This is a genomic window from Bacillus sp. GbtcB14 (assembly GCF_019091205.1).
In the GTDB taxonomy this organism is placed as follows: domain Bacteria; phylum Bacillota; class Bacilli; order Bacillales; family Bacillaceae_G; genus Bacillus_A; species Bacillus_A cereus_AG.
The window spans coordinates 374,067-390,589 of the sequence record NZ_JAGXJT010000004.1 but is presented as its reverse complement, the minus strand read 5'-3'; the positions used below and the strand labels follow the sequence as shown (position 1 = coordinate 390,589).

Genomic DNA, 16,523 nt, shown 5'->3' with positions numbered 1-16,523 from the left:
GGCCGCAAAAGCAAAAGCAGCGGCGTTAGCGAAGCAAAAAAGAGAAGGAATAGAAGAAGTAACGGAAGAAGAAAAGGCCAAAGCGAAGGCGAAGGCAGCAGCGGCCGCAAAAGCAAAAGCAGCGGCGTTAGCGAAGCAAAAAAGAGAAGGAATAGAAGAAGTAACGGAAGAAGAAAAGGTCAAAGCGAAGGCGAAGGCAGCGGCGGCCGCAAAAGCAAAAGCGGCGGCGTTAGCGAAGCAAAAGGCCTCGCAAGGCGATGGGGATTCGGGGGACGAAAAGGCGAAGGCAATTGCAGCAGCGAAGGCAAAAGCGGCTGCGGCTGCAAGGGCGAAGACAAAGGGCGTTGAAGGAAAGCAGGAAGAGGCGCCGAAGCGGGAAGAGCCATCCATGAATCAGCCGTATTTAAATCAGTATGTTGAAGTTATTAAGGTAAACGTAGGAGAGGATGCATTAGTAGATTCCTACATTAATAAACTTTCAAAAGATGTGCCAACTCTTGTCGTGGAGCCCTCAAAATATTATGAAGTAATGGAGTTAATACGATTCCATGAGGGACTTGCTTTTGATTATATGTCAGAGTTACATGCGACGGATTTTGTGACACATATGGAAGTGTATGTTCATTTATTTTCATATGGAAAGAAACAGTCAGTAGCGGTGAAGGTGAAGCTGGATAGGGAAGAGCCGCAAGTAGAATCGGTAACAGCGTTTTGGAAAGGCGCGGACTGGCCAGAACGAGAAGCCTATGATTTGCTCGGCATTGTATTTAAGGGACATCCGAATTTATCACGTATTTTAATGCCTGATGATTGGATAGGGTATCCGCTTAGGAAAGATTATGAACCGCATGATGTGGAGGTGTAGCTTATGATCCGTACGGAAGAAATGCTTTTGAATGTAGGGCCTCAGCATCCGAGTACGCATGGTGTGTTCAGGCTTGTTATTAAGATTGACGGGGAAATTATTAAAGAAGCTACACCAGTTATTGGATATTTGCATCGCGGGACCGAAAAGATTGCTGAGAGCTTACAGTATACACAAATTATTCCTTATACAGATCGAATGGACTATTTATCGGCCATGACGAATAATTACGTCATTTGTCATGCTGTAGAGACGATGATGGGGCTTGAAATCCCGGAGCGGGCTGAATACTTGCGAGTACTTGCAATGGAGCTTGGAAGGATTGCGAGCCACCTCGTTTGGTGGGGGACAAATCTTCTTGATATAGGAGCGGTCAGCCCGTTTTTATACGCGTTTCGTGAACGAGAGATGATTATAAATTTATTAAACGAATTATGCGGTGCCCGGCTTACTTTTAACTATATGAGAGTCGGGGGTGTAAAGTGGGATGCGCCGGACGGTTGGATTGAAAAAGTGGAAGAGTTCGTTCCGTATATGCGAGAGCAATTGGCAGGTTATCATGATCTCGTTAGCGGTAATGAGATTTTCTTAAATCGTGTAAAAGGCGTTGGTATATATAGCGCGGAAGAAGCAATTTCGTATTCTTTAAGCGGAGCGAATTTGCGGTGTACCGGAGTAAACTGGGATCTTCGCAAAGATGAACCGTACTCCATTTATGATCGTTTTGATTTCGATATTCCTGTTGGGAGTGTGGGAGATGCTTGGGATCGTTACGTTTGCCGCATGCAAGAGATTGAGGAGTCATTAAAAATTGTTGAGCAAGCTGTCCAGCAGTTCCCGAAAGACGGAGCTGTACTAGCGAAAGTGCCGAAAATCATTAAGGCGCCTAAAGGGGAAGCGTTCGTCCGTATAGAATCGCCGCGAGGAGAGATTGGTTGCTATATTGCTAGTGACGGAAAGAAAGAGCCGTACCGCTTGAAGTTTCGCAGGCCGTCTTTTTACAATTTACAAATTTTACCGAAGTTATTGAAAGGTGAAAACATCGCCAATTTAATTACGATTTTAGGTGGAGTTGATATTGTACTTGGGGAGGTTGATGGCTAATGATTGAAACGCTCTTACAATCACCTTCAAGCTGGACGAATTTCTTCATTTTTTTCGGGTTAGCGGTACTTCTATTATTTGCAGTCCTTGGCTTCGTTACATACGGTATTTTAGCAGAACGGAAAGTGATGGGCTTTATGCAAGGACGGATTGGTCCAAACCAAGTTGGGGGGCGGTTCGGTTTACTGCAAACGGTAGCTGATGTTTTAAAACTATTACTGAAAGAAGATAGTATTCCGAAGGCGGCAGATAAACCGTTGTTTATATTAGCGCCTGTCATTGCATTTGCGCCAGCATTTATGGTGCTTGCAGTCATCCCGTTTACTGATAAATTTCAGTTTGCGGATATTGGCGTAGGCTTACTATATTACATTGCTGTTTCTGGCATTACGACGATTGGTGTCGTAACTGGAGGATGGGCATCAAATAATAAATATTCCCTTTTAGGAGGGATGCGTGCGGCGGCGCAAATGATTTCGTATGAAATTCCACTCGTAATGAGTGTAATTGGCGTCGTTTTGTTAGCTGGTAGCCTAAATTTAAATGAAATCGTAGCAGCGCAGGAGAATGTTTGGTACATTTTCGTACAGCCAATCGGTTTCGTCGTCTTCTTAATCGCAGCGGTAGCAGAGTTAAATAGGACGCCGTTTGATTTACCAGAAGCCGAGTCGGAACTTGTTTCTGGATATCATACGGAATACTCAGGATTTCGCTGGGCGTTTTTCATGCTTTCAGAGTACGTATATTTCTTCGGAATGGCATCTTTAATTACAGTGCTCTTTTTAGGCGGGTGGAATCCAGTCATGTTCCTTGGGTTTATCCCGGGATCGGTATGGTTTGCTTTGAAATTTAGCAGTGTAGTCTTTCTATTAATTTGGTTCCGCGTTACGTTCCCGCGTATAAGAGGTGACCAGTTAATGGAGTTTGGCTGGAAGGTATTATTGCCAATTGCACTTGCAAATATTTTCTTAACGGCATTGATTAAGGAGTTATTCTTCTAATCTATGAGGGGGGTGCCAGTAAGAGATGAAAGGACTATTTAAAGGATTAAAATATACATTAAGCAATTTGAGTAAGAAGAAGGTGACTTATGATTATCCGAATCAACCGTTGCCGTTGCCAGACCGTTTTCGAGGTATTCAAAAGTTTTATCCGGAAAAGTGTATAGTTTGTAACCAGTGCTCCAATATTTGCCCGACAGACTGTATTCAGTTAACGGGGAAAAAACATCCGGATCCTACGAAAAAAGGGAAAATTATCGACACGTATGATATTAATTTTGAAATTTGTATTCTTTGTGATTTATGTACAGAAGTATGTCCGACAGAGGCGATTGTTATGACAAATAACTTTGAACTCGCGGAATATTCACGTGATGATTTATTTAAAAATTTGCAGTGGCTTGACGAAAACGACGAAAACGTCAGGAAGGAGAATAAAGCATGAATGGCGAGTTTGTAGCATTCTTTATACTATCCTTGTCTGCAATTATCGGTGGTATTCTTATGTTGAACTTAACGAAAGTCATGCATATGATGCTAGCTCTCGTTCTGACATTTCTTAGTATCGCAGGTTTGTACTTTCTTTTATCGGCCGAATTTATCGGCGTTGCACAAATTTTACTTTACTCTGGTGCAATCACAATTATTATGATCTTTGGCATTATGTTAACGAAACATAACGCAGAAAATGAATCACGTCTTACTCTTCGAAAATGGATTATCTTCTTTGCGGTTGTAGCATTTGGGGCAGTCATGTATTTCGCTGTTAACAATATTGATTTTGTAAATGAAAGCACACAAGGAAGTTTACCTCTCCATGAAAAAAACACACTTCAAATCGGTACACTTCTCTATTCGAAATATATTATTCCATTTGAGTTAACCTCAGTTATTTTACTTGTAGCACTTGTTGGCGCGATTATACTTGCGAAGAAGGATGAGAAAGAGGAGGATTCCAATGAGTAGCGTTCCAGCTTCTGCTTATTTAACACTTGCGATTATTTTGTTTTGCATCGGTTTGTTTGGAGCTTTAACGAAGCGAAACACGGTAATTGTATTAGTTTGTATCGAATTAATGCTTAACGCGGCCAATTTAAATTTAGTAGCGTTTAGTAAATTAGGTTTGTTCCCAAATTTAACAGGGCAAATTTTCTCTCTGTTTACAATGGCTGTAGCAGCAGCAGAGGCGGCGGTAGGACTCGCCATTTTAATTGCTTTGTATCGTAATCGTACGACGGTTCATGTAGATGAAATGGATACGCTCAAAGGATAGCATTGTGACCGAAAAGGGGGAAGGAAACAATGATCGATTATGCATGGCTCATACCGCTTTTCCCGCTTGTTTCGTTTTTGTCATTACTTATATTCGGGAAGAAAATTAGAGAAGGAAGCAGTGTACTTAGTATTTTCTTCGTCTTTCTCTCCTTTATATTTGCGGTACTTGTATTAATAGAACGGTTTTCGAAAGTAGGATTAAAGCATAAGTGGATATGGCTTAGAGCTGGAGATATTGATATATCATTTGGCTTTGAAGTGACAGCATTAGGGGCTTTAATGCTGTTTATCGTTACACTTGTGAGCTTACTTGTACATGTGTATTCGAAAGGTTATATGAAAGGTGAGGAAAGATTACCAACCTTTTATGCCTATTTAGGGCTCTTTACATTTGCGATGCTCGGGCTTGTTATATCACCTAATTTATTACAGCTTTATATATTTTGGGAGTTAGTGGGCCTCGGCTCATTTTTACTCATCGGTTTTTATTTCTTTAAAGAAGAAGCGAAGGCTGCTGCGAAAAAGGCTTTTATTATGACACGTATTGGAGATGTCGGTTTATTTATTGGGATGATCCTAATTTTCTGGCATGCAGATAGCTTTGAATATGACGCAATTTTTAGAGCGATTCATACGGGGGATCTTACCCCTACGATGATTACAATAACGGCGATATTAATCTTTATCGGTGCGATGGGGAAATCAGGTCAGTTCCCGCTTCATACGTGGTTACCAGATGCGATGGAAGGGCCGACGCCTGTTTCGGCACTTATTCATGCGGCGACGATGGTCGCAGCTGGCGTATATTTAGTGGCGACGATGTTTCCACTATTTTCAGCAAGTGCGGTGGCGATGCAGACGGTGGCAATCGTTGGAGCCTTCACTGCAATCTTTGCGGCTTCTATCGGTCTTGTACAAACGGATATAAAGAGAGTGCTTGCTTATTCTACAGTTAGCCAGCTCGGGTATATGATGCTTGCGTTAGGATCTGCTGGTTATGTAGCTGGGGTTTTTCATTTAACGACACACGCCTTTTTTAAAGCGCTACTATTTTTGGCGGCCGGAAGTGTCATTCATGCAGTGCATACGCAAAACATTAATAAAATGGGCGGTTTACAGAAGAAGATGAAAGTAACGGGTGCACTATTTTTAATCGGTACTCTTGCAATTAGTGGTGTGCCACTCCTTTCCGGTTTCTTTAGTAAAGATGAAATTTTAGCGGCGGCTTGGATGAACGGCAATTACTTTTTATTCATCTTAGCAGTAATTGCAGCATTCTTAACAGCGTTCTACATGTTCCGGCTATACTTCCTTGTCTTTACTGGGGAAGCGAAGACGAAGGAAGATGTGCAGGAATCGCCCCGCATTATGACGTATCCGATGATCGTCCTCGGCGTCCTCGCGGTAGTGGCGGGTTATATGAATACACCGTGGTTTGGGACGTTTCTCGGGGATTGGCTTACGAAAGATGTAGCATTTAAAGCGCGAGAAGCACATGGACCAGCTTGGATTATGATTGTTGCGACGCTCGTTTCATTGGCTGGGATTGCTCTTGCATATTTCATATATGGCAAGAAATCTATTTCTAGAGATTGGGCTGGGGGCGAGGGAACACCTCTTTATAACCTTTTGAAAGAAAAATATTATGTGGATGAACTATACAATATAACGGTGCTTCCTATTACGAAAGGAATCGCTCATGTGCTTCGCTTATTTGAGGTGTATGTAGTCGAAGGAATTGCCGTTTTAATAGGGAGTCTAGTTAAAGGGATAAGCGGACTCGGTTCTAGACTTCAAAACGGAAATGTACAAGTGTACGGCACTATAACAGCTGTTTCGCTTGCGGTACTCGTCATTATTTTGCTCTATACGGGAGGGGATTTACGATGAATGATTTGTTATTAACGTTCTTCATTTTTTCCCCGCTTTTAGGAATTCTCTTACTTGTATTAACGCCAAAAAAAGAATCGCGTACAGTGCGAGCGCTCGGTTTATTTGGGACGGCGCTTCCATTTGGAATCGCTATCGTCCTCGCTTGTACATATGCTTCTGGAAAGAGTTTGTCGCTATTCGATGAAAAAGTGAAATGGATTAAATTTGGGGATTTTGCAGCGGTGGATAAAAGATGGTTTTCCATTTATTACGAGCTCGGCATTGATGGTTTTTCACTCGTTATGATGGTGCTGACAGCCCTTCTAGCGATGCTTGCAGCAATTGCGGCATTTACTATTAAAAGGAACTTAAAAGCCTTTTATATGCTGCTACTCATGCTAGAAATAGGGATGCTCGGCGTCTTCGCTGCTCAAAATTTAATGTTGTTCTTTATCTTCTTTGAAATTACATTGCCGCCAATGTTTTTATTAATTGGGAAGTGGGGGAAATTGTCGAGTGAAAAGGCCGCTTATAGTTATTTAATATATAACGGTATTGGCTCCGCTATTTTACTCATCGTTTTCTCAGTTTTATTTGCAAAAACAGGTACAACAAATATTACGGAGCTGAAAGAAATATTAACGAGTGTAGGTGCTGGGGGAGGAATGGCTGTCTCAAGCAGCTTACAGTTCGGTTTGTTTCTTGCCATAATGATTGCTTTCGCGATTAAACTACCCGTTTTCCCATTACATCGCTGGATGGTTAATGTGCATGTTGAAGCGCATCCGGCTGTAGTTATGCTTCATGCGGGCGTTTTACTGAAGATTGGAGCATACGGTATGATTCGTTTCGGAAAGGGGCTATTCCCGGAATACTTTCGCGAGTTTGCAACGCTTATTGCGATTTTAGGAGTCATCAATTTATTGTACGGAGCATTCTTAGCGCTCATTCAAACGGACTTTCGGAAGGTGCTTGCTTACTCTAGTATTTCGCATATGGGCATCGTATTAATGGGCCTTGCGGCGTTAAATGCACCAGGTACACAAGGGGCACTATTCCAAGTTGTCTCTCACGGTTTAATTGCAGCCTTACTCTTCTTCTTACTTGGCGTTATAGAACAGCGCTTTGGAACTTCGGACATTACAGCGCTTGGCGGACTCGCAAAAAGTGTCCCGGTACTTAGTGGTTTCTTCTTAGCGGGAGGAATGGCATCGCTTGGATTGCCAGGAATGTCTGGATTTGTTAGCGAGTTTCTTGCCTTTCTCGGTTTATTCCAAGGGGAGCCAATCATTGCTGCAGTCGGTGTACTTGGCATCATTTTAACTGCTGTATACGTATTAAGGGCAACACTTCAAGTGACATTTGGTAAGAAAGAGTGGGAAGCGAAAGCTGATATACACGGATGGGAGTATGTCCCTATATTGCTACTTATTTTCTGCATTATTGCAATTGGAGTAATGCCAGAAATACTCGGGGATCCGCTTCAAAATACATTGAAAACATTGGGGGTGAAGTAGGATGGATATGAATACGTTACTTAGCTTGTCATGGCATCTCATGGTGCCAGAATTCATAATTCTCGGAGCTGCCATCCTTCTTTCCATATGTGATTTGTTTTTTAAGCTGAACCATAGATATGTAGCGCTTAGTGCAATCGCAGCCGTCATATTAGCAATCGTGTCGTTAGTTACGCTATACGGTGAACCCACAGGAGATATTTTAAACGGATCGTTTGTGCTAGATGGGTTTTCAAAAGGGTTCAAAACGTTGTTGTTAGGCGGAGCGGCCCTCATCTTATGCATGGCAATGAGCGATGATAAGAAGAATCCAATTGAAGATAAGGGAGAATATTATTACTTATTTTTAATGGCACTTCTTGGGGCTATGTTTATGGCTTCTAGTGTCGACTTCATTACACTTTTCGTCGGTTTAGAATTGCTTTCACTTTCTTCGTATATTTTAGTAGGAATACGAAAAAAGAACCGTGCATCGAATGAGGCAGCCATGAAATATGTCATTAATGGAGGAATTGGAACAGCAATCACACTCTTTGGAATGAGTTATTTATACGGCATTACGGGGTCGACAAACATCGTGGATATGCAAAAAGTATTCGCAGGGGAGCTTGCTGGTGGTATTCAGTTATTGTTAGCTCTCGCATTTCTATTATTGCTCGTTGGGCTCTCATTCAAAATTGCAACAGTGCCGTTTCATATGTGGGCACCTGATGTATATGAAGGGGCTGCTACACCTGTTACTGCTTTTCTTGGAACAATTTCTAAAATTGCGGGGTTCTTACTCATTATTCGTCTGTTTCTCATGGTTTTTGCAAGTGTATCGGTGCAAGGAGACATGCAATCTTTATACGGGCGTATGAGCATATATATCGCTGTGCTAGCTAGTATTACGATGATTATTGGAAATGTAGTAGCGTTAAAGCAATATAACGTAAAACGCCTATTTGCCTATTCGGGAATCGCACATGCGGGGTATTTACTCGTTCCGCTTGTAGCATTATCACCATTTACGATGGATAGCATGTGGTTTTACATGCTTGCGTATATGCTTATGAATATAGGCGCGTTTGCAATTATCCACGGCTTAATCTTACAAAGCGACAAAGAAAACATTACCATTTTCACCGGATTATATAAAAGGTCACCATTTACGGCGATAGTGATGACGATTTTTATTCTATCGTTGGCCGGGATACCAGGAACAGCTGGTTTCATTGGGAAAATTAACATCTTTTTAGGTGCACTGCATGTAGAGCCAGCTCATTACGTACTAGCTTCTATTATGATGGGAACGACAGTCATTTCATTCGTATATTATTTCCGTATTCTACAGCAAATGTTTTTCCGGACGGGAGAAGTGGAAGAGAAAATTCGTTTGCCGTTCAATATAAAGGTTGTTATGAGCCTTTGTGCAATCTCGATTGTAATACTAGGGATTATGCCGATGATTGGATACAATTTCTTTTATGAATATTTTCCATTAATGAAGGATTTCTTCTTCCTAGGGAACGTGGTACAATAGTGAAAATAAAAGGTGTGGAGTTGTTGCTCTGCGCTTTTTATTTTGTGTGAACTACAATTGAAAATGCATGTAGGTATACGTTTTTTAAGAGCAAATTACGATGTGAAATGTAAGATGCTTATTTGTATTTGAAAAAGTGTGGCTCCTACTTATTATGGTATCGTTTTTTATAGTATTTCGTAAGTAGTAGCTGGGTAAAAAGGGGTCGATTTTTTGGCACATCTTTTAGGGCAACAAGCACTGATTGCCATTGTTTCGCATTTATTGTTTATTACCATTACGTGGTGGGCCTTACAAGGTATTCACATTGAGCGTTTAATGAAGCCTGGAAAGGTGATGCAGACGCGAGTATTACTCATCCTAATTACAATTGCAATTGGGACATCTGTAAGTAACTTTTTCCTTGATTATTTAGGCTATTCAAAGAGTTTAACGTATTTAGTAAAGTAAGTGTATAGAACCTCATATCTCCGTTAACAATGGGGATAGGAGGGGATGAAATTGAAGCTTAAAGCCATTCTTATTGTTGTGATAAGTGTTGTTTTATTTTTGGTTGGATATAGAGAGATGAAACCGATCAGCGATGAACAGAAAATGGAGAGCATGATTGCAACTTTAGAGAAAAATGATGCTAAAGTAGAGAAGTGGTCATGGTTAGCGCGAGAAACAAAAACAATTTCTAATATACATACGTTTCAAAAGTTGTTAAACGATGTGAAGGACAAGGCGAATATTCAAAAGTGGGAATTAGAGCAATCTCCAGATGGATATAAAGCTACATCCTATAAAAAGTTTTCTTCTTATGAAGAACGAGTAGTAGTAACATGGAGTAAGGAAAATACTAAAGAAAACACTTTCATTATTTTTGAAGTAAGCGGGGCGAAATGGGACCCGAAGTACATTCAGAAAACAAATAAAATTTTTAGTGAAAAACCTATAATTTACACTTGTGTTCAAGGTGTACTGAATGATAAGATTGAAGGTGTTTTGCAAAATAAAACCAATCAGGTTTTGAAAGATCTTTCAGCAAGAGCGATCGAACAGATAGAAGAAAGAGCATTTGTGTCAGTCTCCGCATACAATAAAAAGTGGGATGACGCTCTTTCAACAAATAGAGAGAAAATAAATGTGCAAATAGCAATACGTTCTACAGACAACAAAGATACAATTGTGGTTGGCACACCGATCATAACTTCTGAGTATTGAGTGAATAGATACTGAAAAAAGGACACGGAGGGGAATAATTTGGAAAAGATCATCGTCCGTGGCGGAAAGCGGTTAAACGGCACAGTGCGTGTTGAGGGCGCAAAAAATGCTGTATTACCTATAATCGCTGCAGCCCTATTAGCGAGTGATGGAAAGAATGTACTATCTGAAGTACCAGTTTTGTCTGATGTATACACAATTAATGAGGTATTACGTCATTTAAATGCTGAAGTCGTATTTGAAAATAACCAAGTAACAATCGATGCTTCTAAAGAACTAAACATCGAAGCACCATTTGAATATGTACGTAAAATGCGTGCATCTGTTCAAGTAATGGGACCATTACTTGCACGTAACGGTCGTGCTCGTATTGCACTTCCTGGTGGATGTGCAATTGGTTCACGTCCAATTGACCAACATTTAAAAGGCTTCGAAGCAATGGGAGCAAAAGTACAGGTTGGTAATGGTTTTGTTGAGGCATACGTTGAGGGAGAACTAAAAGGAGCTAAAATTTATTTAGACTTCCCAAGCGTGGGCGCGACAGAAAACATTATGTCTGCAGCTACATTAGCAAAAGGGACAACAATCCTTGAAAACGCAGCGAAAGAACCAGAAATCGTTGACTTAGCTAACTTCTTAAATGCGATGGGAGCGAAAGTACGCGGAGCTGGAACTGGAACGATTCGTATCGAAGGCGTTGATAAATTATATGGTGGAAACCACTCTATTATTCCTGACCGTATTGAAGCGGGAACATTCATGGTTGCAGCGGCAATTACTGGTGGAGACATCTTAATTGAAAATGCTGTACCTGAACACCTACGCTCAATTACAGCGAAAATGGAAGAAATGGGTGTTAAAGTTATTGAGGAAAATGAAGGTGTACGTGTTATCGGCCCAGATAAGTTAAAAGCGGTTGATATTAAAACTATGCCTCACCCAGGTTTCCCAACAGACATGCAATCACAAATGATGGCATTATTACTACAAGCTGATGGAACAAGTATGATTACAGAAACGGTATTCGAAAACCGCTTTATGCACGTTGAAGAATTCCGTCGTATGAATGCTGATATTAAAATCGAAGGTCGTTCTGTTATTATGAACGGTCCAAACAGCTTACAAGGTGCTGAAGTAGGCGCAACTGACTTACGTGCTGCTGCTGCATTAATCTTAGCTGGTTTAGTATCTGAAGGTTATACTCGTGTAACTGAGTTAAAGCATCTTGACCGTGGTTATGTAGATTTCCATAAGAAATTAGCTGCATTAGGTGCAACTATTGAACGTGTAAACGAAAAAGTAGAAGAAGTGAAAGAACAAGAAGTTTCTGATCTTCACGCTTAATTGAAATAGTCTCTACGTCTTTTGACGTAGGGGCTATTTTTTTTGGGGTTATTACTGTTATAGTCAATAAATTCTATACTTATGCACGTACCAGTAAAAATATTTAGAAAATTTTCGTTTTAGCTGGTTCCCCTTAAGTATGTTCTAAAAGAAAGAGTTGTTCCATAAGAATGAATGGAGTAAAGCTTTTGGATATTGGGGGAAATAAGATGAAATTTTCAAAGCCACTTTTCATCACAGTAGCGCTCCTAATAGCGCTCGTTATCATTGTACCTGCTGCTCTTGTTATTCCGTTTGCGAAAGCAAAGGTAGGGGAAGAAGCAGCTTCTAAAACTCCTCCAGCGATAGAAAGTATACCAGCTCCAGGGAAAGTGGATACAGCGGTTCAAGTGGCTGTATATCGCGAGAAACAGAAGAAGGTAGATACATTACCTATGGAGGAGTATGTGACCGGTGTAGTAGCTTCTGAGATGAATGCCAGTTTTGAAATAGAGGCGCTAAAGGCGCAGGCATTAGCAGCGAGAACATTTGTGGTGCAGCGTATGCTAAGCGGGGGTAAGAAAAACAATGCGGACGTGACAGATACTGTGAAAGATCAAGTGTACAAAAGTAAAGAAGAATTGAAGAAACAATGGGGCAATAACTACGAAAATAATTTGAAGAAAATTGAAGAAGCCGTTTCGAAAACTGCAGGACAAGTTTTAACGTATGATGGCAAACCAATTTCAGCATCCTTCTTCTCAACGAGTAATGGCCGGACAGAAAATGCGGCTGATTATTGGGGAAATGATTATCCGTACTTAAAGAGCGTAGATAGTCCGTGGGATCAAGCCTCTCCAAAATTTACGAGCGAGCAAACCTTTACAGTAGCTGACTTTCAAAAGCGTCTCGGTGTGAAAGTACTAGCAGACGGAAAGATTGGTGATATTAAAGGGCGTACAGAAGGAAAACGTGTAAAAGACGTAGCGTTTCAAGGTAAAACATTAACCGGAAGAGATGTACGTGACAAATTAGATTTACGCTCTTCTGACTTCACATGGAAGCAAGAGGGGGATAAAATCATCGTTACAACGAAGGGATTCGGTCACGGCGTTGGCATGAGCCAATACGGAGCAAATGGCATGGCAGCGGAAGGTAAGAAATATACAGATATCGTCGCTCATTATTATAAAGGTGTTGAAATAAAGTCGATGAATGATTATGAAGGAAAGTTGATGGTGAAGAAGTAGGCTGAAAAGAGACCGTCCCAAGAGGTATGTTGGGACGGTTTTCTTTTGTTAGTAGAGAGGTTATTCTTGTCGAATCATTGATATATTAAAAAATCGTCAATGTTCAACGATGACAGAACTCTGTTTAAGGGGTCCATGGATCGCCGGAAGCTATTATGAGGATGAACGTACAGAAGAATCAATGAAAGACGGTTGGCTCCATACAGGAGACATTGTGATGGTTGATTCGGAAGGGTTTATTAAAATTGCTGATCGGACGAAAGACTTAATTAAAAGTGGAGGCGAATGGATTTCTTCCGTAGATTTAGAAAATGCTTTAATGTCGCACGATAAAGTGTTAGAAGCATCTGTTGTGGCGGTGCCGCATGAAAAATGGCAAGAACGTTCCGTTGCTTGTATCGTATTAAAAGAGGGGCAAGTAGTAGAAAGAGAAGAGTTGTATGTTTTACTAGAAGCAGAGTTTCCGAAATGGTGGATGCCAGAAGATATTTTATTTGTAAATAAAGTTCCGAAAACATCTGTAGGGAAATTCTTAAAGAGAGCGCTGCGTGATCAGCCCAAGACGTATATGGTAGAGCAAAACTAGAGAAGGAGACTATCCATTCATTTGGATAGCCTTCTTTTTATAACACTTCATAAAATATCAAAATTTTCCATTAATTGTTTGGTATAATAAGATAAAAACATTTGGGGGAGACAGAATGGCGTTATTGGAGTTGAAACAGTTAGGGAAGACGAATCAGTTACCGGCAGTTGAACTGAAGGTTGAGAAGGGGCAATGTGTTGTTTTGCAATGTAATAACCATACAGCTAAAGTATTGCACCGCATTATTATTGGTGAGGAAGAAGCTTCAACTGGCAACGTGCTATTTGAGGGAGAATCGATTGGAAAGAGAAATTATTCTCGCATCGGCTTTTGTTTTTTGAAAGATGAAGCGTACGAACGTCTGAAGGTAAAGGAATACTACAAGTTTTTATTAGGGCTGTATGAATCAAATGTGAGTATAGAAGAAGTAGTACAATTTGTCGGCCTCTTAGATAAATTAAACGTTAAAATAGAAAAATTATCATTTTCAGAGAAACGTCGCCTTCATATCGGACGAGTTATGATTCATAATCCGGATTTAGTTATTTTGGAAGAGCCAGAGCAAAATGTAGATACAGAGAGCACGATTATTATTCGAAAAGCAATTATGGCAATGAAAGAGAAAGGAAAAGCGATTTTTATTACGTCATCCTTTCTATCGGACGCCCTTTCGTTAACAGAAGATGTATACATATTAAACAATGATGGTGTGAAGAAAATAGAAATCGAACAAGAAGAAGTTGAAGAGGTTGATGAAGAAAAGGTTGTTCAAATGATTCCGCAGATGAAACTTGAAAGAATTCCAGCGAAAGTGAACGATAAAATCATTTTACTAGATCCGATGGAAATTCATTTCATTGAAACGCAAAACGGAGTGACACATATTCATGTGCGTGAAGGTGATTTCGTATGTGCATTAACATTAAGTGAACTAGAAGCGAGATTAACAGGATTCGGGTTCTTTAGATGTCATCGCTCGTACCTTGTGAATTTACAAAGAGTACGAGAAGTGATTACTTGGACTCGTAACAGTTTTAGTTTAATTTTGGATGACGAAAGAAAAAGTTCAATCCCGCTTTCGAAAGGACGAATGGATGAATTAAAAGGTGTGATTGGGCTATAAAATTTGCTCCAATAAGCTCAAAATACGATTCATTCACCGGTAAAAATACTCCTTTTACCGGTATTTTACTGCGTAACTCCTTTGTTTTTCATATGATTGAGTCAAGAAAAGCGAAACAAACAAACGAAAAGCGCTAAAGCGACTTTCATCTATAAAAAGAAAAACAAAGGGGATGACGGGATGACATTGGCAATTGAAATGAAAGATGTAATGAAAAGTTTTAACGAAAAAACGGCACTTCGAAATGTAAACATTGAGGTGAAGCAAGGAGAAATTTTTGGATTCCTTGGACCGAGTGGATCTGGAAAAACGACAACAGTAAAGATTTTAACTTCTCAATTGCTGCATAGCGTTGGAACAGTGAGGGTACTAGGTAAAGATATTACAGGGCCAAGCAGCATTGATTATAAACGAATTGGTATTTTAACAGACAACAGTGGATTATACGAAAGACTTAGCATTTATGATAACTTACTATTATTTTGTGACTTATACGATTGCAAAAAAGAACGAATCGATGAAGTGCTAGCGCAAGTGAATCTATTAGATGATAAAAAAACACCAGTAAAGAAATTATCAAAAGGAATGAAGCAGCGCGTTACATTAGCTAGAGCAATCCTTCATAAACCAGATATCCTCTTCTTAGATGAACCAACATCTGCACTCGATCCAGTAAACGTACAAAACATTCATAAAATCTTAAAAGACTTAAATAAAGAAGGAACGACGATTTTCTTAACGACTCACAACATGGACGAAGCAGAAACGCTTTGTAACCGCATTGCCTTTCTGTGCGGTGGAGAAATTGTAGCGCTTGATACGCCAGAGAACCTGCGCTTGCAATACGCTAAGGATCAAATACAAGTCGTATTAAAAGATAAACAAAAAGAAGTCGTGCAAAAAGATGAATTAGGCGCAAAACGTATTTCAGAATGGATGAAAAAGGGCGAATTACTATCGATTCATTCACAAGAGCCAACGCTAGGCGATATCTTTATTGAAGTTACTGGGAGGGGACTATAATGACATTTTCAATGAGACGTGTATCAGCTATTTTTAGAAAAGAAGTACAAGATTTTAAGACAAATTCACAAGTGTTGTTAATGGCATCTTTACCAATTATATTTGCATTTATATTTAGCAGGTTTGGGCAAGGGAGTGCAGGAGTTGGTATTATTACTTTAATGGCCTTTCTATTCGTTGCAGGGTTTGTTCAATCAATGGTAATTGCAGAAGAAAAAGAAAAACATACATTGCGTGTTTTAATGCTATCGCCAGCTTCTTCTGTTGAAGTTCTTCTTGGAAAAAGTATATTAACAGCATGTTTGACGCTTTGTATTTGTATTGTGAATTTATTCATTCTAGATCAATTCAGTGGCAATCTTGTATTGCTAGGGTTTATTTTCTTAAGTGGAACAATTCTATTTATCGTAATTGGAACAACGATTGGGTTATTAGCTGAGTCTGTACCGCAAACATCACTAATTGGAATGCCGATATTAATGACGATGTATTTAGCTGTACAGTTTGAGCCAATGGTTGAAAATAAAGTAATTAAGACAATGATTGAGTATCTTCCAACATCTCATATGGAAAAAGCAATTAACAGCTTAGTAGAGGGAGCAGGGTTTAGTAGTATTAGTGGGCATGTATTAAATGTTGGAGTGTGGCTTATTATTTCACTTATTGCATGTTTAATCGTATATAAAAAGAAACAAATGGACTAAAAACTGAGCTGAAATGCTCAGTTTTTTCTTTTTTCTATCATTTCCTCGGAAATTTTACAATTATTATACATATTTTTACAGATTTTGTCGAAAAGTAATTAGTTATACGTTGTATAGGATACGTGAATATTGTTCAAAATGATTGCTGAGGT

General features: G+C 39.8%; 16 protein-coding genes and 1 pseudogene. All 17 read left to right on the top strand.

Going from position 1 to position 16,523, the window contains the following annotated elements; all coding sequences use genetic code 11:
* On the top strand, positions 1-865 hold an 865-nt coding region (locus KVT31_RS14580; RefSeq protein ID WP_253631345.1), incomplete at its 5' end, for an NADH-quinone oxidoreductase subunit C.
* Positions 866-868: 3 nt separating this feature from the next.
* Positions 869-1,969, top strand: coding sequence for an NADH-quinone oxidoreductase subunit NuoD (gene nuoD, locus KVT31_RS14575; RefSeq protein ID WP_000621434.1), 1,101 nt, complete (start codon positions 869-871; stop codon positions 1,967-1,969).
* Entirely contained in the window at positions 1,969-2,970 is a 1,002-nt protein-coding gene (gene nuoH / locus KVT31_RS14570) for an NADH-quinone oxidoreductase subunit NuoH (protein ID WP_074651572.1), read from the top strand. The genes nuoD and nuoH overlap by 1 nt, the downstream gene beginning before the upstream one ends.
* 25 nt (positions 2,971-2,995) lie before the next feature.
* Positions 2,996-3,415, top strand: a complete 420-nt coding sequence (gene nuoI, locus KVT31_RS14565) for an NADH-quinone oxidoreductase subunit NuoI (protein ID WP_000677191.1) — start codon at positions 2,996-2,998, stop codon at positions 3,413-3,415.
* A complete protein-coding gene (locus KVT31_RS14560; RefSeq protein ID WP_088098486.1) occupies positions 3,412-3,936 on the top strand; it encodes an NADH-quinone oxidoreductase subunit J in 525 nt (174 codons plus the stop codon). The genes nuoI and KVT31_RS14560 overlap by 4 nt, the downstream gene beginning before the upstream one ends.
* Complete coding sequence (nuoK, locus tag KVT31_RS14555; RefSeq protein WP_000100078.1) at positions 3,929-4,243, top strand: NADH-quinone oxidoreductase subunit NuoK; 315 nt, start codon at positions 3,929-3,931, stop codon at positions 4,241-4,243. Before KVT31_RS14560 ends, nuoK begins: the two co-directional genes overlap by 8 nt.
* Positions 4,244-4,272: 29 nt before the next feature.
* Positions 4,273-6,135, top strand: coding sequence for an NADH-quinone oxidoreductase subunit L (gene nuoL / locus KVT31_RS14550; RefSeq protein ID WP_088098485.1), 1,863 nt, complete (start codon positions 4,273-4,275; stop codon positions 6,133-6,135).
* Complete coding sequence (locus KVT31_RS14545) at positions 6,132-7,634, top strand: NADH-quinone oxidoreductase subunit M (RefSeq protein ID WP_088098484.1); 1,503 nt, start codon at positions 6,132-6,134, stop codon at positions 7,632-7,634. Before nuoL ends, KVT31_RS14545 begins: the two co-directional genes overlap by 4 nt.
* Positions 7,635-7,641: 7 nt before the next feature.
* Positions 7,642-9,156, top strand: coding sequence for an NADH-quinone oxidoreductase subunit NuoN (gene nuoN / locus KVT31_RS14540; RefSeq protein WP_226545843.1), 1,515 nt, complete (start codon positions 7,642-7,644; stop codon positions 9,154-9,156).
* 213 nt (positions 9,157-9,369) lie between these two features.
* A complete protein-coding gene (locus tag KVT31_RS14535) occupies positions 9,370-9,606 on the top strand; it encodes a DUF1146 family protein (RefSeq protein ID WP_000940742.1) in 237 nt (78 codons plus the stop codon).
* Between the two features lie 51 nt (positions 9,607-9,657).
* Complete coding sequence (locus tag KVT31_RS14530) at positions 9,658-10,362, top strand: YwmB family TATA-box binding protein (protein WP_371399484.1); 705 nt, start codon at positions 9,658-9,660, stop codon at positions 10,360-10,362.
* A gap of 39 nt (positions 10,363-10,401) precedes the next feature.
* Entirely contained in the window at positions 10,402-11,706 is a 1,305-nt protein-coding gene (murA, locus tag KVT31_RS14525) for a UDP-N-acetylglucosamine 1-carboxyvinyltransferase (RefSeq protein WP_000411269.1), read from the top strand.
* A gap of 209 nt (positions 11,707-11,915) precedes the next feature.
* On the top strand, positions 11,916-12,935 hold the full coding sequence (spoIID, locus tag KVT31_RS14520; RefSeq protein WP_088098482.1) for a stage II sporulation protein D: 1,020 nt from the start codon (positions 11,916-11,918) through the stop codon (positions 12,933-12,935).
* Between the two features lie 109 nt (positions 12,936-13,044).
* Positions 13,045-13,521, top strand: a pseudogene (locus KVT31_RS14515) (AMP-binding enzyme); the annotation flags it as partial.
* A gap of 115 nt (positions 13,522-13,636) precedes the next feature.
* A complete protein-coding gene (locus KVT31_RS14510; RefSeq protein WP_088098481.1) occupies positions 13,637-14,644 on the top strand; it encodes a LytTR family transcriptional regulator DNA-binding domain-containing protein in 1,008 nt (335 codons plus the stop codon).
* A gap of 180 nt (positions 14,645-14,824) precedes the next feature.
* Positions 14,825-15,667: an ABC transporter ATP-binding protein gene (locus KVT31_RS14505; RefSeq protein WP_088098480.1), complete on the top strand. Its 843-nt coding sequence runs from the start codon at positions 14,825-14,827 to the stop codon at positions 15,665-15,667.
* Positions 15,667-16,371, top strand: a complete 705-nt coding sequence (locus KVT31_RS14500) for an ABC transporter permease (RefSeq protein ID WP_088098479.1) — start codon at positions 15,667-15,669, stop codon at positions 16,369-16,371. The genes KVT31_RS14505 and KVT31_RS14500 overlap by 1 nt, the downstream gene beginning before the upstream one ends.
* The last annotated feature ends 152 nt before the right edge of the window (positions 16,372-16,523 follow it).

Bases quoted from the DNA above. Each gene is read 5' to 3' on its own strand.
- nuoI (WP_000677191.1), top strand. From the start codon at position 2,996: ATGAAAGGACTATTTAAAGGATTAAAATATACATTAAGCAATTTGAGT.
- nuoD (WP_000621434.1), top strand. From the start codon at position 869: ATGATCCGTACGGAAGAAATGCTTTTGAATGTAGGGCCTCAGCATCCG.
- KVT31_RS14560 (WP_088098486.1), top strand. From the start codon at position 3,412: ATGAATGGCGAGTTTGTAGCATTCTTTATACTATCCTTGTCTGCAATT.
- nuoK (WP_000100078.1), top strand. From the start codon at position 3,929: ATGAGTAGCGTTCCAGCTTCTGCTTATTTAACACTTGCGATTATTTTG.
- spoIID (WP_088098482.1), top strand. From the start codon at position 11,916: ATGAAATTTTCAAAGCCACTTTTCATCACAGTAGCGCTCCTAATAGCG.
- nuoH (WP_074651572.1), top strand. From the start codon at position 1,969: ATGATTGAAACGCTCTTACAATCACCTTCAAGCTGGACGAATTTCTTC.
- KVT31_RS14500 (WP_088098479.1), top strand. From the start codon at position 15,667: ATGACATTTTCAATGAGACGTGTATCAGCTATTTTTAGAAAAGAAGTA.
- nuoL (WP_088098485.1), top strand. From the start codon at position 4,273: ATGATCGATTATGCATGGCTCATACCGCTTTTCCCGCTTGTTTCGTTT.
- KVT31_RS14545 (WP_088098484.1), top strand. From the start codon at position 6,132: ATGAATGATTTGTTATTAACGTTCTTCATTTTTTCCCCGCTTTTAGGA.
- nuoN (WP_226545843.1), top strand. From the start codon at position 7,642: ATGAATACGTTACTTAGCTTGTCATGGCATCTCATGGTGCCAGAATTC.
- KVT31_RS14505 (WP_088098480.1), top strand. From the start codon at position 14,825: ATGACATTGGCAATTGAAATGAAAGATGTAATGAAAAGTTTTAACGAA.
- KVT31_RS14510 (WP_088098481.1), top strand. From the start codon at position 13,637: ATGGCGTTATTGGAGTTGAAACAGTTAGGGAAGACGAATCAGTTACCG.